This is a genomic window from Acinetobacter sp. YH12045 (assembly GCF_013419925.1).
Taxonomy (GTDB): Bacteria; Pseudomonadota; Gammaproteobacteria; order Pseudomonadales; family Moraxellaceae; genus Acinetobacter; species Acinetobacter amyesii.
The window spans coordinates 1-18066 of the sequence record NZ_VOZE01000017.1 but is presented as its reverse complement, the minus strand read 5'-3'; the positions used below and the strand labels follow the sequence as shown (position 1 = coordinate 18066).

17 protein-coding genes and 2 tRNA genes are annotated in these 18066 nt (G+C 40.5%); 7 read left to right on the top strand and 12 right to left on the bottom strand.

Annotation, left to right across the window (positions count from 1 at the left end; translation table 11 throughout):
* Window positions 1-11 precede the first annotated feature (11 nt).
* The 4 genes from groL to FTU02_RS14720 all read right to left on the bottom strand — a co-directional run bounded on the left by groL (window position 12) and on the right by FTU02_RS14720 (window position 3898).
* Entirely contained in the window at window positions 12-1646 is a 1635-nt protein-coding gene (groL, locus tag FTU02_RS14735) for a chaperonin GroEL (RefSeq protein ID WP_180026657.1), read from the bottom strand.
* A gap of 73 nt (window positions 1647-1719) precedes the next feature.
* The gene (gene groES, locus FTU02_RS14730) at window positions 1720-2010 is read right to left on the bottom strand and encodes a co-chaperone GroES (RefSeq protein ID WP_078192966.1); all 291 of its coding nucleotides are present in this window, start codon (window positions 2008-2010) and stop codon (window positions 1720-1722) included.
* 183 nt (window positions 2011-2193) lie between these two features.
* A complete protein-coding gene (locus FTU02_RS14725) occupies window positions 2194-2979 on the bottom strand; it encodes a metallophosphoesterase (protein WP_180157809.1) in 786 nt (261 codons plus the stop codon).
* Window positions 2960-3898, bottom strand: a complete 939-nt coding sequence (locus FTU02_RS14720; RefSeq protein ID WP_180157807.1) for a diacylglycerol kinase family protein — start codon at window positions 3896-3898, stop codon at window positions 2960-2962. The genes FTU02_RS14725 and FTU02_RS14720 overlap by 20 nt, the downstream gene beginning before the upstream one ends.
* Window positions 3899-4311: 413 nt before the next feature.
* Between FTU02_RS14720 and FTU02_RS14715 the strand changes: the two genes are divergently transcribed.
* Window positions 4312-6144 carry a phosphoenolpyruvate carboxykinase (GTP) gene (locus FTU02_RS14715; RefSeq protein ID WP_180007483.1) on the top strand — a complete coding sequence of 611 codons (1833 nt, stop codon included), beginning with the start codon at window positions 4312-4314 and terminating at the stop codon, window positions 6142-6144.
* Window positions 6145-6224: 80 nt separating this feature from the next.
* On the opposite strand, the gene glpD is transcribed toward FTU02_RS14715, so the two are convergent.
* Entirely contained in the window at window positions 6225-7742 is a 1518-nt protein-coding gene (gene glpD / locus FTU02_RS14710; RefSeq protein WP_180109788.1) for a glycerol-3-phosphate dehydrogenase, read from the bottom strand.
* 341 nt (window positions 7743-8083) lie between these two features.
* On the opposite strand from glpD, the gene FTU02_RS14705 reads away from it, so the two are divergent.
* The 3 genes from FTU02_RS14705 to FTU02_RS14695 all read left to right on the top strand — a co-directional run bounded on the left by FTU02_RS14705 (window position 8084) and on the right by FTU02_RS14695 (window position 11636).
* A complete protein-coding gene (locus FTU02_RS14705) occupies window positions 8084-9403 on the top strand; it encodes an MFS transporter (RefSeq protein ID WP_180107587.1) in 1320 nt (439 codons plus the stop codon).
* A gap of 287 nt (window positions 9404-9690) precedes the next feature.
* Complete coding sequence (locus FTU02_RS14700; protein WP_078190125.1) at window positions 9691-11010, top strand: MFS transporter; 1320 nt, start codon at window positions 9691-9693, stop codon at window positions 11008-11010.
* Between the two features lie 197 nt (window positions 11011-11207).
* Entirely contained in the window at window positions 11208-11636 is a 429-nt protein-coding gene (locus tag FTU02_RS14695; RefSeq protein WP_078193296.1) for a hypothetical protein, read from the top strand.
* A gap of 67 nt (window positions 11637-11703) precedes the next feature.
* On the opposite strand, the gene FTU02_RS14690 is transcribed toward FTU02_RS14695, so the two are convergent.
* Both FTU02_RS14690 and folD read right to left on the bottom strand, forming a co-directional pair.
* The gene (locus FTU02_RS14690; RefSeq protein WP_180089223.1) at window positions 11704-12372 is read right to left on the bottom strand and encodes a methyltransferase; all 669 of its coding nucleotides are present in this window, start codon (window positions 12370-12372) and stop codon (window positions 11704-11706) included.
* Window positions 12373-12637: 265 nt separating this feature from the next.
* Window positions 12638-13486 (bottom strand): bifunctional methylenetetrahydrofolate dehydrogenase/methenyltetrahydrofolate cyclohydrolase FolD, encoded by an 849-nt coding sequence (folD, locus tag FTU02_RS14685; protein ID WP_078192972.1) that lies wholly within the window; start codon window positions 13484-13486, stop codon window positions 12638-12640.
* Between the two features lie 152 nt (window positions 13487-13638).
* Between folD and FTU02_RS14680 the strand changes: the two genes are divergently transcribed.
* Both FTU02_RS14680 and FTU02_RS14675 read left to right on the top strand, forming a co-directional pair.
* Window positions 13639-13712: transfer RNA gene (locus tag FTU02_RS14680), tRNA-Cys, on the top strand.
* Window positions 13713-13722: 10 nt separating this feature from the next.
* Window positions 13723-13808: transfer RNA gene (locus FTU02_RS14675), tRNA-Leu, on the top strand.
* 495 nt (window positions 13809-14303) lie between these two features.
* On the opposite strand, the gene FTU02_RS14670 is transcribed toward FTU02_RS14675, so the two are convergent.
* On the bottom strand, window positions 14304-15296 hold the full coding sequence (locus FTU02_RS14670; protein ID WP_180157805.1) for an NAD(P)H-quinone oxidoreductase: 993 nt from the start codon (window positions 15294-15296) through the stop codon (window positions 14304-14306).
* Window positions 15297-15427: 131 nt separating this feature from the next.
* Here FTU02_RS14670 and FTU02_RS14665 point away from each other — a divergent pair, with 131 nt between their 5' ends.
* Entirely contained in the window at window positions 15428-15778 is a 351-nt protein-coding gene (locus tag FTU02_RS14665) for a co-chaperone YbbN (protein ID WP_180157803.1), read from the top strand.
* A gap of 13 nt (window positions 15779-15791) precedes the next feature.
* On the opposite strand, the gene FTU02_RS14660 is transcribed toward FTU02_RS14665, so the two are convergent.
* From FTU02_RS14660 to FTU02_RS14645, 4 genes are read right to left on the bottom strand one after another with little or no spacing between them, the layout of a single operon-like run.
* Window positions 15792-16052 (bottom strand): DUF2798 domain-containing protein, encoded by a 261-nt coding sequence (locus FTU02_RS14660; RefSeq protein WP_180157801.1) that lies wholly within the window; start codon window positions 16050-16052, stop codon window positions 15792-15794.
* 13 nt (window positions 16053-16065) lie between these two features.
* Window positions 16066-16383: a DUF3861 domain-containing protein gene (locus FTU02_RS14655; RefSeq protein WP_180157799.1), complete on the bottom strand. Its 318-nt coding sequence runs from the start codon at window positions 16381-16383 to the stop codon at window positions 16066-16068.
* Window positions 16383-16901 carry a PadR family transcriptional regulator gene (locus tag FTU02_RS14650; protein WP_180157797.1) on the bottom strand — a complete coding sequence of 173 codons (519 nt, stop codon included), beginning with the start codon at window positions 16899-16901 and terminating at the stop codon, window positions 16383-16385. The genes FTU02_RS14655 and FTU02_RS14650 overlap by 1 nt, the downstream gene beginning before the upstream one ends.
* Window positions 16902-16949: 48 nt before the next feature.
* Complete coding sequence (locus FTU02_RS14645; RefSeq protein WP_180157795.1) at window positions 16950-18017, bottom strand: UvrD-helicase domain-containing protein; 1068 nt, start codon at window positions 18015-18017, stop codon at window positions 16950-16952.
* Window positions 18018-18066 lie beyond the last annotated feature (49 nt).

Sequence of the window (18066 nt, the reverse complement as noted above, 5' to 3'; positions counted from 1 at the left end):
CAGCAATTAGCTTACATCATACCGCCCATGCCACCCATACCGCCCATATCAGGCATAGCAGGTTTATCTTCTGGAATTTCAGTGATCATACATTCAGTTGTAAGCATTAAGCCCGCAACAGATGCAGCATGCTCAAGCGCAGAACGTGTTACTTTCGCTGGGTCAAGAATACCCATTTCAAGCATATCGCCATACTCTGAAGTTGCAGCGTTATAACCGAAGTTACCTTCACCGTTTTTCACAGCATTGATTACAACTGAAGGCTCATCACCAGAGTTTGCAACGATTTGACGAAGCGGCGCTTCAATCGCACGACGTAAAATGTTGATACCAACATTTTGGTCATCATTCGCGCCAGTCACGCCTTCAAGTGATTTCGCAGCACGAACAAGTGCAACACCACCACCCGCTACAACACCTTCTTCAACTGCAGCGCGAGTTGCGTGAAGTGCATCGTCAACGCGATCTTTCTTCTCTTTCATTTCAACTTCAGTTGCAGCGCCGATTTTGATTACAGCAACACCGCCTGCCAATTTAGCAACGCGTTCTTGAAGTTTTTCTTTATCGTATTCTGAAGTTGATTCTTCAATTTGAGCACGAATTTGAGTTACACGTTCAGCAATTTGCTCTGCAACACCTGCACCATCAACAATTACTGTGTTTTCTTTAGAAACAGTAACTTTATGCGCTGTACCTAAGTGCTCAAGTGTAGTTTGGTCTAAAGACATACCAACCTCTTCAGAAACTACAGTCGCGCCTGTTAAAATAGCGATGTCTTGAAGCATCGCTTTACGACGATCACCAAAACCAGGTGCTTTAACAGCACAAACTTTGATAATGCCACGCATGTTGTTTACAACAAGAGTTGCAAGTGCTTCACCTTCAACATCTTCAGCAATGATAAGAAGCGGTTTACCTGTTTTAGCAACAGCTTCAAGTACAGCAATTAATTCGCGGATGTTGCTGATTTTTTTATCAACAAGAAGAATGTATGGGTTTTCAAGTTCAGCTGTTAGTGTATCTTGTTTGTTTGCAAAGTACGGGCTGATGTAACCACGGTCAAACTGCATACCCTCTACAACATCTAGAGAATCTTCAAAGCCTGAACCCTCTTCAACTGTAATTACACCCTCTTTACCGACTTTTTCCATTGCTTGAGCAATAAGTTTACCAACAGTGGTGTCAGAGTTCGCAGAAATAGAACCTACTTGTTCAATCGCTTTAGAGTCAGATGCAGGTTTTGCAGTCGCTTTAATTTCAGCAACTACAGCTTTAACCGCGATGTCGATACCGCGTTTAAGATCCATTGGGTTCATACCCGCAGTTACTGATTTAATCCCTTCATTAAGGATTGCTTGTGCAAGAACAGTTGCAGTTGTTGTACCGTCACCCGCGATGTCGTTGGTTTTTGAAGACACTTCACGAACTAGCTGAGCGCCCATGTTTTCAAACTTGTCTTTTAACGTGATTTCTTTAGCAACAGAAACACCATCTTTAGTGATGTGCGGCGCACCGAAAGAACGGTCGATGACAACGTTACGGCCTTTAGGACCTAAAGTCACTTTTACAGCATCTGCAAGTACATTTACACCCGCGATCATTTTTGAACGCGCTGAATCACCAAATTTTACGTCTTTAGCTGACATGTCTAACTCCGAATCTTTTTAAAATTTTTAACAATTTATGATGAATAAAAGGGTCTAAATGCGTGTACGAAACTTAAGCTTCAAGTACCGCTAAGATGTCAGACTCTTTCATAATAAGAAGCTCTTCGCCTGCTACTTTTACTTTTGTACCGGCATAAGTGCCAAACAATACGTTGTCACCAACTTTAACGTCTAATGCACGTACGCCATTGTCAGTTACTTTGCCATTACCTACAGCGATTACTTCGCCTTGAGCAGGTTGTTCAGCTGCTGAAGTACTTAAAATAAGACCACCAGCAGTTTTAGTTTCCTTTTCAACACGGCGAATCACAACGTTGTCATGCAAAGGACGAATATTGCTCATAGTTAACTCCAGACTAAGTCTATTTACTAGATAAAAGACGATGACATTTTGATTTCCATAAGCCATCGACAAAAAATAATTTAGATGACACTTTTGTGGGGATGGAAAAAAACCCTTCAAGGGCAAAATTTAATTTTTTTCATTTTTTTGTATTTTTTTTCTTCAAAATTTAAATTTAAAGGATTAAAGCTCATCCAAAATATGAGTACTAAGATTTTCTTCGAATATTTTTAATTTTGAATGATAAAAATAATGCTGCACATTCATCTGCTCATCAATGACATTAAAACTGTTGGCAAGGTTCTCGTGTAGGCGATATGACGTTGCAGTTCCAGCATGAATATCCCAAACTGGATGCGCAGCACTTAAAGCATAAATCTGATTGAGGTCATAGCTGGCTGGAACATGTAAATGTCCATGCAATAAACCATTTAAACCGTGTTGACTCCACTGTTCGAGTGCCAAACGCCCTTGAACAGGACAATCTTTCACACCATGCGGGTCATTGGGCGGCGTATAAAAAGGTTGATGCGCTATGATTAATTTCACTTTATTGGGCGGCGCATGTTTAAGTAACTCCTCGACATGATGTATTTGCTCGAGCGATACATGCCCTCGCGTATGGTAACGACGGCGAATACTATTGATCCCAATTAAATAAAAATGCTCGGTTTCCAGTACATTTTCCATGGCACCAAAAAAAAGTTGATAACGTGCAAAAGGGCTAAAAACACGGTTCCATAAATGATATAGCGGAATATCATGATTCCCCGGCACAACGATATAAGGCAGCTTTAAGCTTTCTAAAAATTGCTTACATGCATAAAACTGACGATAACGCGCACGTTGGGTCAAGTCTCCACTGGCAACCACGGCCTCGATACGCTGTTCACGACAAAATTGCTGAATAGCGCGCATACACTCTGGCTTTTCAGTGCCGAAATGCAGATCAGACAGATGCAGTATCATGTGGCACCCGTATCTTTAAGGCTTGTTTTTGCACTCGAATTTTAAGCGGCGGTTTCATTTCTACAATCTCACCATCCACAGCAACGGCCATTTTTTTTCGTTGGGTATGTATGGTGACTTCATCAGCGGCGAAACTATACACATCTGGTGCTTTGTCGATATTGCCACGGATTAACTGCCATAAAATTTTAAATAACGTTTTCTTATCACTTTTTGCGACCACCACACCTGCAACTTTACCTGCCTCTGCATCCTTAGCAATTTGCAAGTTTAAATCGGCCAATTGCAATTGATTATTGCCAAAAAAGATCAAGGGCGTTTTGACTGGATAAATATGATGATCCACTTCGATTTCCAATTTCAGCTCTTTACGATCTCGAATCAGCACATCCAAACCTGAGGTATAAGCATGTAATGGGAAACGACCAAACTTTTGATTATAAAACTCTCTTTTTTGTATAAATAAAGGATACAAGCCCAAACTGGCATTGTTTAAATAGATATGTTCATTGATTTGCGCCACATGTACTTGCCGATTATTGCCTGTCGCAATCACCTGTGCCGCTTGAATTAAATCGAGAGGAATATTGAGTACCCGCGCCACATAATTAAATGTGCCCAAAGGTAAGACCCCCATAGGAATATCGGTATGCATCAACTGATGAGCAACAGCATTTAAGGTTCCATCACCACCTGCAGCAACCACAACACCCAAATTATCAGGGTCTTTATGGCGTGCAAATACCTTGCTCATTAAAGTATCAAAACTCGCTTCCTGCCCAAGCTCAAATGACTGTATTTCGAAATTATGATCGGATAATATCCGCACAAGTTCCTCGTAGACTTCATCTTTGTTTGCAGCATGAAATCCTGATTTTTTATTATAGATAATAGATAAAGGCTTGGCTTGTTTAATCACTTTTTATACATCTTGGCCGCTTAGTATTGTATTTTGTCGAATTTAACAGCAAATAATAGCGCCTTTATGTAAAAATCGAATTACCACCATTTATTTAATCAATAATAATTCTCAAATATCAATTACATGCAACTTTTTGTTTTTATTAAAAATAACTATATAAAATATTGTCCATCACGTTAATAAATAAAGTTAAAATTCACCATATAATATGTTAAGTTATTGTATTTTATCTATATTTAATATAAATAGCATTAACTACCAAAAAAAATCTACCACTTCTTTAGTCTTATTTTTTTTATGATTTTATGCTTTAATACAGCCACTTTTTTTTCATCTTTTATCTGCATGATGTATCCCATGATGCAGATTATACTTTGTACGGTTAGTACATTTTTGAGATAGGCCTCACCATGACCCAAGTGAACGCACCAGAATTCGTTCGTCACCCTAAGCTCATTGCTTGGGTGGAAGAAATTGCCAAATTAACCAAACCAGCAAAAATCGAATGGTGTGACGGTAGCGCAGAAGAATATCAACGTTATATCGACTTGATGATCGCTAACGGCACTATGCAAGAACTTAACCAAGAAAAACATCCTGGTTCTTACCTTGCTAATTCTGATCCTTCTGACGTTGCTCGTGTTGAAGGTCGTACTTACATCTGTTCTGAAAAACAAGAAGATGCAGGCGCAACAAACAACTGGGAAGCTCCAGCTGAAATGCGTGCTCGTCTGAATGGTTTATTTGACGGTTCAATGAAAGGCCGTACTTTATACGTAGTTCCTTTCTCTATGGGTCCTTTAGGTTCTCATATTGCTCACATCGGTATCGAACTTACTGATTCTCCTTACGTTGCTGTAAGCATGTCTAAAATGGCTCGTATGGGTAAAGCTGTTTATGACGTACTTGGTACTGACGGTGACTTCATTCCTTGCGTACACACTGTTGGTGCTCCGCTTGAAGAAGGTCAAAAAGACGTTGCTTGGCCTTGCAACCCTGAAAAATACATCGTTCATTACCCAGAAACTCGTGAAATCTGGTCTTACGGTTCTGGTTACGGCGGTAACGCATTGTTGGGTAAAAAATGCCTAGCTTTACGTATTGCATCTTCTATGGGTCGTCAACAAGGTTGGTTAGCTGAACACATGCTCATCCTTGGTGTGACTAACCCACAAGGCGAAAAACACTACATCGCAGCTGCATTCCCTTCTGCTTGTGGTAAAACAAACTTCGCGATGTTGATTCCACCAGCGGGTTACGAAGGTTGGAAAATTGAAACTGTAGGTGACGATATTGCTTGGATCAAACCAGGTGAAGATGGTCGTTTATATGCAATCAACCCTGAAGCTGGTTTCTTCGGTGTAGCACCTGGTACAAATACCAAGACTAACCCGAACTGTATGGCGACTCTTCATAAAGACGTAATCTATACTAACGTTGCTGTAACTGACGAAGGTGAAGTATGGTGGGAAGGTCTGACTAAAGAAGCGCCTGCTAACCTGACTAACTGGAAAGGTCAACCACACACCGGCGAAGAAAAAGCAGCTCATCCAAATGCTCGTTTCACTGTTTCAGCTGGTCAGTGTCCTTCTATTGATGCTGACTGGGAAAATCCAGCAGGTGTTCCAATTTCTGCGTTCATCTTCGGTGGTCGTCGTGCAGACACAGTGCCTCTAATTTCAGAAGCATTTGACTGGGTTGACGGTGTTTACAAAGCTGCAACTATGGGCTCTGAAACAACTGCTGCTGCTGTTGGTCAACAAGGTATCGTTCGTCGTGACCCATTCGCAATGCTTCCATTTGCGGGTTACAACATGGCTGACTACTTCTCTCACTGGTTAGAACTTGGTGAAGAAGTTGCTGCTAAAGCTAAAGCTGCTGGCAATAAACTTCCTGGTATCTACAACGTGAACTGGTTCCGTCGTGATGCTGAAGGTAACTTTGTATGGCCTGGTTTCGGTCAAAACATGCGTGTTCTTGAGTGGATCATTGACCGTTGTGAAGGTCGTGCAGACGCTGTTGAAACACCTATCGGCCTTGTTCCAACATACGAACAATTGAACTGGACTGGTTCAGACTTCACTAAAGAGCAATTCGAGCTTGTAACTTCTCAAGATAAAGATCAATGGATCAAAGAACTTGAAAGCCACACTGAATTGTTCAACAAACTTGGTGATCGCTTACCAAAAGCACTTAAAGTACGTCAAGACGAACTTTTAGAAGCTGTAAAAAAATCTGCTTAATCGGCCTTTAATTTCCCTCCATTAAAAGAGGGATTAAGAAAGATTTAAAAGACCGCCTTGCGCGGTCTTTTTTATATCAACTAAGCCACATCTTGAGCTTTTTGCTTTATACGTATTGCCATTAAGTACTCGTCCAAAACATCAACTTCAGATGCACTGAATTGCAAATATAACTTTGTGCGTCTTTGCAAAATATCTTCAGAGCTTCTCGCCCACTCATGCTCAACCAAATAATCTACTTCTTGAGCATACAAGCCATGCCCGAAGTTTTGCCCAAGCTCATCAATCGAAGTTAAATGATTCAGCAAAATCCAGACACGTGTTCCATAAGCATGCGCCCAACGACTTGCTAGACTGCTTGAAACACCTTTAACATTTTGTTGGATTTCAACTATCAACTGCTCGATTGATTCTAAATTTTCCGCACCAGGCAATGCTGTATCAGCAGTCCAAGGCTTGGATCGATGATGAAAAACAGTTTTAAGCTGATCTAGCGCCGCTTCTGCGAGTTTTCGATAGGTGGTGAGCTTGCCACCAAAAATTGATAGCAATGCTGCACCTTCTACATCTGTCAGTGCCAAAGTATAATCTCGCGTGACTGCTGCTGGATTATCTGACTCATCATCACACAGCGGACGCACACCTGAATAAGTTGAAATGATGTCCTTTCGCGTCAATTGAGTTTTAAAGTGTTCATTTGACACATCAAGTAAGTAATCAATTTCTTCTTGGCTTATCTTTACTCGATTTGGGTCTGCGTGATATTCACGATCTGTCGTGCCGATCAAGGTAAATTGTTCTAAATATGGGATCGCAAAGACAATGCGATGATCATCATTTTGCATAATAAAAGCTTTATCGCCGTCAAAGAGCTTTGCAACGATGATATGGCTACCTTGTATTAAGCGTATACCATAAGGTGACTCTTGCTTTAAACCCTGTTTTATAAAGTCAGCGACCCAAGGACCTGCCGCATTCACCAATACTTTAGCCTGCACATTTTGCAAACCCTTGGCATTTTTTAAACACACTTGCCAAATGCCAGCTTTACTGTATGCATTTAAACATTCTGTTCGAGTCAGGATCTGTGCACCAAATTCGCGTGCTTGTATCGCATTGAGTACAACCAAGCGTGCGTCATCCACTGCACAATCGGAATATTCAAACCCCCGAGTAAATCTGGGTGCTAAAGGACTAACATCCACATCAAATTCAATACCATTGGAGCCTGCAAGCTGTTCACGTTTACCCAAATAATCATAAAAGAATAATCCAGTCCGAATTAGCCAAGCCGGTCGTAAATGCGGTTCATGTGGCATGATAAAACGCATCGGTCGAATAATATGGGGGGCTTTTTTAAGGAGAACTTCGCGTTCTGCCAGTGCCTCACGTACCAAACGAAATTCTTTATGTTCTAAATAGCGAAGACCACCATGAATTAATTTGCTACTTGCAGATGAAGTATGGCTCGCGAGATCGTCTTTTTCGCAAAGCAAAACACTTAAACCACGCCCCGCTGCATCACAAGCAATACCAACACCATTGATTCCACCACCAATGACCACCATGTCATATATTAATTGTTGTTGTGTATTCATCGCTCCCTCCCACTATATCTTTTTATTCAACAATGCTTCGTTTTCTTTGCTTTATTATTTTTCTCATTGATCATCATTTTTTGATCAAGATACCTATTTTGGTCACGATATCCTTACGCTGAGTTTTTGTATTCCTCATTAAATGAGAAGTTATATTTTAAATGTACGTTTAAACGGTTGCTGGCTCAAGCATGAAATCAATCATTTTATATACAAACCCTTATTCAAAGCAAAATTCATGACAAGCAGTTGATTTGTACACTTTTTAAACAAAACCTCTTTTTTAGTTTACATTTCATGCTTTTCGATACGCATAAGATATTTTCACACAATAAAAAAAGATGGATTTTAAAATGACGGAAGAAATTGTTACTCAATCAAATTTAGATACAAAGACCCGAGTAAAATCCATTCTCGGTGGTTCAGCCGGTAATCTTGTTGAATGGTACGATTGGTATGTCTATGCAGCATTCACCCTCTATTTCGCCCATGCTTTTTTCCCTCAAGGTAGCCAGACTGCACAGCTTCTCCAAGCTGCGGCCATCTTTGCAGTCGGTTTCCTCATGCGGCCCATTGGTGCATGGATTATGGGGATCTATTCAGACAAAAAAGGTCGAAAGTCAGGGTTAACCCTCTCCGTCACACTGATGTGTATCGGCTCATTGATGATTGCCATTTCTCCAACGCATGACCAAATTGGCATCATGGCGCCGATTATTCTTGTGGTTGCACGACTAATTCAAGGCTTAAGTGTCGGCGGTGAATATGGCGCTAGTGCGACCTACCTCAGTGAAATGGCAGACCGAGACCGCCGAGGTTTTTTTTCAAGCTTTCAGTATGTGACACTGATTGCAGGCCAGTTGACGGCACTGTGCGTGTTACTGATTTTGCAATGGCTACTGACCGAAGAACAATTGCATGATTGGGGCTGGCGTATTCCATTCTTTATCGGTGCGTGTTTAGCGGTAGTGGTTTTCCGTATTCGACGTGGCCTACTAGAAACTCAATCCTTTAAAAATGCACAAGAGCAAAAGGACCAGCCTGAATCAGGCTTATTTTCTCTATTTAAGCATTATCCGAAAGAAGCATTCACGGTGTTATTTTTAACAGCTGGGGGTACATTGGCTTTTTATACCTACACCACCTATTTGCAAAAATATCTGGTCAATACCTCTGGCTTTAGTAAACCTGAGGCCACGCAAATCACCACTTTAGCACTGTTTATTTTTATGTGCTTACAACCACTAGCAGGTGGTCTATCCGATAAAATTGGTCGTAAGCCTTTAATGATCGCTTTTGGGATCTTAGGGGTGCTGTTCACCTATGTTCTATTTAGTGCATTAGGACAAACTCAAGATTATTGGACTGCATTTTGGCTCTGTCTCGCAGGTCTAGTGATTGTCACGGGATACACCTCGATCAATGCGGTTGTAAAAGCAGAAATGTTCCCTGCGCATATTCGCGCATTGGGTGTTGCACTGCCTTATGCTCTTGCAAATACCATCTTTGGTGGTACGGCAGAATTCTTTGCGCTGAGTTTTAAAGAAGCTGGTCACGAGTCATGGTTCTTTATCTATGTGACCATCATGATTTTTATTTCGTTATTGGTCTACGTCTTTATGAAAGACACCAAACACCATTCCAAAATTCAGGAGCATTGATCAGGGTTCTTTGAAGATGAGTTATTGATCAATCTGATCAAAAACAGCATGTTTTCCCCATCAAAGCCTCAGTCTATGAGGCTTTGTTTTTTTCATTTAGTCGTGAAAAATGTATCTGGTCAAAAATATCGCATTTTATAGACTAAAGTCGCATGATTTTATGCGACAACAGGAGTATAAATTAAATAAATATAGTTCCATCTCCCATTTCGACAAAATATATTGATTTAAACTTTTCCCAAAGAGTTTAAATGGATATGTTTTGCATTCATTCCTTGGAGAATGATGTGTCAAACTCATCTGAGCCAGTTGTTCCTGAACAATTGGATAGAAAAACTCGTGTCAAATCTATCCTCGGCGGATCTGCCGGCAACCTCGTTGAATGGTACGACTGGTATGTCTACGCTGCTTTTACCCTTTACTTTGCACCGCAATTTTTCCCTGACGGTGACAATACTGTAAAACTCTTACAAGCAGCTGCAGTCTTTGCACTCGGTTTCTTAATGCGTCCAATCGGCGCATGGGTCATGGGTATTTATGCTGACCGTAAAGGTCGTAAAGCAGGTTTAACGCTGTCTGTATCGTTGATGTGTGTCGGCTCACTGATGATCGCATGTGCGCCAACCTACGATTCTGTAGGGATGCTCGCACCCGCTATTCTACTTTTAGCGCGTTTACTCCAAGGCTTAAGTGTCGGCGGTGAATATGGCTCTAGTGCGACCTATTTGACTGAAATGGCAGGTAAAAACCATCGCGGTTTCTTCTCAAGTTTCCAATATGTCACACTGATTTCAGGTCAGCTATTGGCTCTTTGCGTTTTAATTATCCTACAACGCAATTTCTCAGAACAAGCTTTAACTGAATGGGGCTGGCGTGTTCCGTTCTTCATCGGTGCATTACTCGCTATTGTGGTGTTCTGGATTCGTCGCGGTTTAGTTGAAACTCAATCCTCTAAAGAAGCTCAAGAACAAGCTAAAAATGGTGGTCCAAAATCAGGTGCTTTAGCGTTATTTACCAAATACCCTAAACAAGCCTTCACTGTGATCATGTTAACTGCCGGTGGTACTTTAGCGTTCAACACTTTTACCACATATTTACAAAAATATTTGGTCAACACGTCTGGCTTTGAAAAAACCACAGCAACTGAAATTACCACTGCTGCAATTTTCATCTTCATGCTTTTACAACCTGCTGTCGGTGCGCTTTCAGACAAAATTGGTCGTAAGCCAATTATGATCGCCTTTGGTGTGCTTGGTGTGCTGTTTACCATTCCTATTTTCAATGGTATCGGTTCAACTACCAGCCCAACCACAGCATTTATGCTTTGCATGAGCGGTATGGTAATTGTAACTGGTTATACTGCGATTAATGCTGTAGTGAAAGCAGAGTTGTTCCCTGCACACATCCGTGCCTTAGGTGTTGCATTACCTTATGCCATTGCAAATACACTCTTTGGTGGTACAGCAGAACTTGTGGCTTTGAGCTTCAAAAATGCAGGCCATGAAAACTACTTCTTCTACTACATTACGTTCATGATTGGTTTATCTTTGATCACGTATGTCTTCATGAAAGATACGAAAAAACATAGCATGATCACTGACGATTAAGTCGCTCAGCCCTGCTATTCCACTTAAGCTCATCAAAGCCTATTTTGATGAGCTTTTTTTATATCAATTTCCATCTACTCATCGTTTCGGCTGCATCAAAGATTTAATCAAACTTCTTTTGCTTTCTTGGTTTTCCCATCGAGTCGACAGACGGACTATGGCATACTGAGCATACAAATACACACGGCGAATGAATGATGAAAAATATTTACAAAGTTTTAAGTTTGGGTATTGTTGCCATGTCGATGGCTGCTTGCCAAAGCACTCCACGTGCTTTTAATGGTCAAACAGGCTTTCAAATAGAGTCCAAATCTGCAGATAGCGCAACACTTGCATATACTTTAGCGGGTCGCCAAAACCAACAACTGGATGCCAACAAATTACAACGTGCTTGCCAAAAAGTATTAAATACGCAAAAGACCTATAAATTACAAATCTTAAGCGTGAACGAAATTGCAAATCCTGCTCTAGAAAATACTCAGTACGGCCGTCAAATTGGTAATACACGTGCGAACTTTGGACTGTCAAATACTCCAGACCTTCGTAACTCTGAAAACTTAGGCGCACGTGATGCACTCGATGCTCGCCCTGCAACCTTACGTGTGGTTCGCTATACCTGTTCTTAATCAAATTTGCAGTTTAAAAGACAAAGATAAGACGCTTAAAGCGTCTTATTTTTTATCGGTTCAATATTTATAGGGTTTTATAAAAACTCACATTTCGAAACTCAGGTGATTCATCCAAATCAGGCCATGTCGTTGCGCTTCGTTCATCGAGTTTTTCATATTTAGGATGACTAAAGTTTTTCACACGACTGTCTGCCACCCACACTTCTGGAGCAAACTTTAAAAATTCATCCAAAAAGAAACGGTTGCATTGGTCATATAGCACATCGGCAGCCAATAAAATATCGACTTGTTCGGCTTTATACAGATCGTCCAAATATTCGAGTTCGACATTATTCAGCTCTGCATTGGCACGGCAGGCATCTAGGCTCACTTGGTCGATGTCACAGCAGATCACGCGTTTCGCCCCTGCCATTTTCGCGGCAATCGCCACCACGCCTGAACCTGCACCAAAGTCTAACACGACTTTATCTTTGACATGATGCGGCTCTGCCAATAACCACTGCGCCATCGCAAGCCCTGAAGCCCAGCAGAAAATCCAATACGGTGTGTCACTCCATATACGGCGAATGACTTCATCATCCAATTTATCGGTTGGAAATACAGGCGGTATCAACCATAAAGAAATAGGCGTTTCAGGCAACTGTTGAGCATGTAATTCACAATGTGGAATGACTTCATGCAGTGCTTTAAGTAAATGTTCAGGGGCTTTGGGGAATTGGAAAGTACAGCTCATATTAAGCCTTGGAGATGATTTTATTTGAATTTATAAACGTATTAGATACGCGACATCGTCATCTGCTGCTGTGCGAGACAGACCTTAATCGAATGAACACTGTTTCTGCGACACCACTAATCAAAAAACTGATTATGTCGAGTTCAGCAGATGACAAATGGTTTTGGTTACTTTTGCCGAAACAAAAGTAACATACGGGCTTCTCACATTTATAAGTCATAACGGTAAGACTCCGTTGTGACATAAATATCTTTTAATTAAAAGATTAACCTAACGCTTTTTCAGCAGCTTCAACAGTTTGACGGATCAACGTTGTAATGGTCATAGGACCTACACCCCCCGGAACAGGTGTATAAGCAGAAGCAACTTCTTCAATACCCACCAATTGGATATCACCTACACCGCCGCCATCACGTGGATGGAAGCCAGCATCAACCACTACAGCACCCGGTTTGATCCAATCTTTTTGAATCAATTCAGCTTTACCTACCGCACCCACAATAATGTCAGCTTGCTTAACAAAGTCAGCTAAGTTTTGAGTACGTGAGTGGCAAGTGGTCACTGTTGCATTCGCTTCAAGTAGCATCGCAGACATTGGTTTACCCAAAATTGCAGAACGACCCACAACAACCGCGTGTTTACCTGCGATTTCAATATTGTTTTCTTTTAGAATGGTCATGATACCTGCAGGAGTCGCAGAACCATATGCTGCTTCACCCATTGCCATACGACCAAAACCTAAGCAAGTTACGCCATCTACGTCTTTTTCAAGCGAGATCGCATCGAAACAAGCACGCTCATCAATTTGAGCCGGTACTGGGTGTTGTAACAAAATACCGTGAACATCTGGATTTGCATTTAATTTTTCAATTTCAGCAAGCAATTGCTCAGTTGTAGTTTCTTTAGGAAGCTCAACTTTTAATGAATCCATACCAACACGGCGGCAAGCATTCCCTTTCATACGTACATAAGTTGCAGATGCACCATCGTCACCTACCAAAATAGTCGCAAGAATTGGGGTACGACCAGTTTTCTCTTTTAGCGCTTCTACGCGAGTCAACAAGTCAGCTTCAATTTTCTTCGCCAATGCACGACCATCTAAAACTAATGCCACGGCACTTCTCCAAGTGATGATATGAATCAATTTTGCACATAATACATGATTATTTTAAATTTTTTACCTTGTATGCTGCTTTTATGCTCATACAGATGAATCTGCTATTGTTTTTTTTTCAGAGCTTGCTAATATACGCATCAACAAGACATGGCGGGGTGGCAGAGTGGTCATGCAGCGGACTGCAACTCCGTGTACGCCGGTTCGATTCCGACCTCCGCCTCCAATCTTGTTAAGCCCGAGTGGTGAAATCGGTAGACACAGGGGATTTAAAATCCCCCGCCCACAAAGCGTGCCAGTTCGAGTCTGGCCTCGGGCACCATTATTCTATTGAAGATGGTGTAATAAAGAACCCAGCGATAAGCTGGTTTTTTTATGCCTAAAATTTAGCAACAGATGTTACGCACGTAAAAGTAATTTCACATTATTTACCGATATTTAAATCTACTCGACAGAGTCTTACATCTAGGGATTGAATAAAGGGATTAGCCTTCGGCTGGAGGTACTTTTGTTTCGGCAAAATGAGAAGCGAAGCTTCGCAAGGAAACCATCTTGCGGTGCAATGCACCTCACCGACAAAACTCGTTCACTAGCGTCTACTTATTCAAAGTATTGCAAAAACATTTTTGATTAAAAACAACCCTGTCTCATACACTTGCGGATGACCTTACCGCGTATCATTCTTTTATTTGAATCAAATTGTGCTTTTGATGTTACTGCGTCAAATCAGATAGGAATACAATAAAAAAGAGGGACATTGCCCTCTTTAATTATTTTAAAACACCCTGCAAATACATCGCGTTTTAAAAATAATCCTTTAGATCACTTCAACCACAATCTTACCCACATGCTCGCCTGTATCCATGGCTGCATGTGCTTCTTGAATTTGATCAAACTTAAATGTTTTGTAAATCATTGGCAGGCATTCACCTTTAGACCATAACGGAACAACATTTTCCTGAATACCCTTAGCAATTTCTGCTTTTTCTTCGGTATTACGTGCACGCATGGTTGAACCGGTAATGGTTAAGCGTTTCATCATGATTTGACCCAACTTCACTTCTTTGGCTTTTGCACCACCTAAGAATGCGATATAGACCAAACGACCATCACGACGTAATAGATTTAAGTTCTGTGCTAAATACGGTGCACCCACGATATCTAAAATCACATCGACGCCTTGCTCATTGGTCGCTTCATTAATCACTTGCTCAAAGTCTTGAGTTTTATAGTTAATGGCATGAGTAATATTTGAAATCGCAGCGACTTTTTCATCTGAACCGACTGTTGCAAAGGTTTTCATGCCTAAGGCATTACACAGCATGATTGCCGTGGTTCCAATACCACTGGTGCCACCATGAATCAGCACCGTTTCACCTGCTTTGGCTTTACCCATTTGGAATACATTCGCCCATACGGTAAAGAATGTTTCAGGAATTGCTGCTGCTTGGGTAAAGCTGACGCCTTCAGGAATACGAATGGTTTGGCTTTCAGGCACTACGCAATATTCTGCATAACCGCCACCATTGGTTAAACCGCAAACCTTATCGCCCACCTTAAACAAAGTGACATCCACACCCACAGCAACTACTTCGCCCGCAACCTCTAAACCCGGTACTGGCGTTACGCCTTTCGGCATTGGGTATAAACCTTGACGCTGCAAAATGTCTGGACGGTTAATACCAAAGGCATGCACTTTAACCAACACTTCATCCGCTTTCGCATCTGGGATGGCAACGCTTTCATACGCCAGTTTATCGACACCGCCCGGTTCAGTAATAATGACCTGCTGCATGCTTTGCTGTGACATTGTTTTTCCTTTTCAATTATTGACTATTCATCTATCTCTGCACTATTTGAACATAGAAATGCCGCAGAATGAATAAACATGGACTTATGTATAATCTGTACTGTATTTCGTAAATGAATAATAGGCCAAGCATGTCTCAAATCGTTGAATACAATGAAGATAACGCCAGCGACTATGAATGGTTTGATGGTTTTGCCGTGATCCGCTTCTATGCAGACTGGTGCGCGCCCTGTATGCAGAACTTTCCTGTATTTGAACAATGTGCAAGCCAAATGTCCACGCAGCATACACGGCTCAAATTTGGTAAGGTAAATATTGATTCCTCACCGATACTAACCTTGCGCTATAACGTTTATGGACTGCCTTCAACCTTGCTGTTTTATCGTGGGCAAGTGATTCAACGTATTGCAGGTGTCAAATCACTGACTGAATTAACAACCATCATTCAAGATGCTATGCAGTCACATTCAACTCATGACTAAGCATATTTTCCTTTTATTTGGATGCAGACTCATTCGGCAGGCGTACAAACTTCATTAACGTATTACGCACCAATGGCAACACGATCAAAATGAGCGGAAAGGCCATCATCCACGACATGCTCCATGCGCGCAGCCAAATGCCAAGAAAGCCTTCAACTAAGCCTTTATTCATCAGCATGTTAAAGCAGGAAATTGAACCGCTCATAATGCCGGACAAGATTAAGGGCATCAGCCAAGTCATGTGTTTGGGATGAAGTTTTGGGAGTTGATTCATCTGTAAATACCTATTATTCGTCTTGGGCTGCATTCTGGGCTTTTACTGTTTGTTTTAGTGTTTTCATAAACTGGCCGAAATGCGGCATGAAATCTTTAAATAAAGGATGGTCTTTATTTTCCAACAAGGTTTCACCAAACAGTTTCAGACCCACAGCAAAGGCTTTGGTCTTTTCATCATCTAACAATTGCGCTTTGGTCAAATGCTCTAGCACCTTAAACATGTCATCATGGTTATAGGCATTAAACTGCAAAACCTCGGTATAGGTCGATGGATTACCCTGCGCATCGGCAATGTGTTTGAGTGTAATTTCATATTGATGCTGTTTCATTATGTCACCTCCATACGGCTGATTTCGACGGCCGCCTGATCGATTTTTTCTGCAATGGCATACACCTGTTCAGGTGTCAGTTCACAGTGCTGAATTTTGATGCGCAGTGATGCTTTTAGGTTTTCCATCGCGCGTTTGATGTCGACATATTGTTCGTTGTTATGAATTTGCTTACGGGTATCAAAACGGCACAGAATTTTCTCTACTGTGGCTTTTTCGGCATCCAGATGCGCTAAGCCTGACTGCGTAACGCTGTATTGTTTACGGTCTTCGGCATTTAGTTCTGCGTGTATGTATTGCTGTTCTTCGAGGTAATTCAGCGTTGGGTAAATTGTACCTGTGCTTGGGCTGTAGCCACCGCCGACGATTGCACCGACATCTTTGATAATATCGTAGCTGAACTTAGGTGCTTGGGAGATGAGATGCAGCACCAGCAGTTTCATGTGCCCTGCTTCAAACAGGCGTTTTCGGGTTTTGACTGGACTATCGCTACTGTCGAGAAGGTCTGAATTTGACATCGCAAAGATACACCTTAAGATTAATTAAGATATATCTTAACTTTAATCTTAAAAGATTACAAATACTCTTTTTTTTGCTCTTGTCATACTTACGTAATAATTAGTTCTTTGAAAATTCCCATTATGGTATAGATCACCAACACGAAGTATCACATTATCAAATTCCAGCCCCTTAGATGAATGAATAGTCATAGTTACATGCCTATCTCGATTTTGAAAAAATTTTTTAGTTTCATCTAATTGACTTAATAAATTATATGTTTCGAAGATTTGATCGCTTAATTCTGAAAATCCAAGCCAGTTTAAAATATCATTCGACAACTTTTCATTATCATAAATATATTTTTCTATACCCCTTCTAAATACATCCATTTCTATTTTTGTAAGTTTTTCTATATCAATCAGCAACTCATCTAACATACTATAAAAATTATAGTTTTCTTTAAACTTTAGTTTTAAAAAACAAGTTACAACTTTTTTAGCCATCTCATCTAAATTAGGTGAAAAGGAAATATCTTTAAGAATTGAAAATTTTCCATCATAATCAATTAGATCAAAATTAGTTTTTTTTAAAAATACGATTGATTCGTTTTTAAGCTTTTCAACAACATCACTTAACTGTTCAATTTTTATTACGAAATACCCCATACCATCTTCATGATCATGTTGTTTAAGAAAACTGTAGGAATTAGCAATTCTATTAATAATAGGGTGACATCGAAAATTTTCTTTCAACTCATAACAAACAAATCTACTATCATTTATATATTTATTAAATTCACTAGAAGATGCCCCTCTAAACTCATATAATGTTTGATTAGCATCCCCTACCATTAAAATTTTAATACCAATCTTTATAAAACATTCAACCAATGTATATTGTTGAATGTTATTATCCTGAGCCTCATCAATATATATGGCATGAAATCTAGATTTCAAAAATGATTGAACATTTTTCTTTTCACAAAGTTTTATTGCATGCTCCATAATAAAATCATTTTTTCCTTTCGATCCAAGAATTAATTTTTTGCTATACAGTAAGCCTCTTTCATAAATCAAAAAACGAACAGTCTCTTGCTGATTATTTGTACCGAAGAATTTTAAATATTCATGCATAATCTGCGGATGAAATATATCGATTCAAAGAAGCTTTCTGAAACACAGT

Bases quoted from the DNA above. Each gene is read 5' to 3' on its own strand.
- groL (WP_180026657.1), bottom strand. From the start codon at position 1,646: ATGTCAGCTAAAGACGTAAAATTTGGTGATTCAGCGCGTTCAAAAATG.
- groES (WP_078192966.1), bottom strand. From the start codon at position 2,010: ATGAGCAATATTCGTCCTTTGCATGACAACGTTGTGATTCGCCGTGTT.
- FTU02_RS14725 (WP_180157809.1), bottom strand. From the start codon at position 2,979: ATGATACTGCATCTGTCTGATCTGCATTTCGGCACTGAAAAGCCAGAG.
- FTU02_RS14715 (WP_180007483.1), top strand. From the start codon at position 4,312: ATGACCCAAGTGAACGCACCAGAATTCGTTCGTCACCCTAAGCTCATT.
- glpD (WP_180109788.1), bottom strand. From the start codon at position 7,742: ATGAATACACAACAACAATTAATATATGACATGGTGGTCATTGGTGGT.
- FTU02_RS14705 (WP_180107587.1), top strand. From the start codon at position 8,084: ATGGATTTTAAAATGACGGAAGAAATTGTTACTCAATCAAATTTAGAT.
- FTU02_RS14695 (WP_078193296.1), top strand. From the start codon at position 11,208: ATGAAAAATATTTACAAAGTTTTAAGTTTGGGTATTGTTGCCATGTCG.
- FTU02_RS14690 (WP_180089223.1), bottom strand. From the start codon at position 12,372: ATGAGCTGTACTTTCCAATTCCCCAAAGCCCCTGAACATTTACTTAAA.
- FTU02_RS14670 (WP_180157805.1), bottom strand. From the start codon at position 15,296: ATGTCACAGCAAAGCATGCAGCAGGTCATTATTACTGAACCGGGCGGT.
- FTU02_RS14665 (WP_180157803.1), top strand. From the start codon at position 15,428: ATGTCTCAAATCGTTGAATACAATGAAGATAACGCCAGCGACTATGAA.
- FTU02_RS14660 (WP_180157801.1), bottom strand. From the start codon at position 16,052: ATGAATCAACTCCCAAAACTTCATCCCAAACACATGACTTGGCTGATG.
- FTU02_RS14655 (WP_180157799.1), bottom strand. From the start codon at position 16,383: ATGAAACAGCATCAATATGAAATTACACTCAAACACATTGCCGATGCG.
- FTU02_RS14650 (WP_180157797.1), bottom strand. From the start codon at position 16,901: ATGTCAAATTCAGACCTTCTCGACAGTAGCGATAGTCCAGTCAAAACC.
- FTU02_RS14645 (WP_180157795.1), bottom strand. From the start codon at position 18,017: ATGCATGAATATTTAAAATTCTTCGGTACAAATAATCAGCAAGAGACT.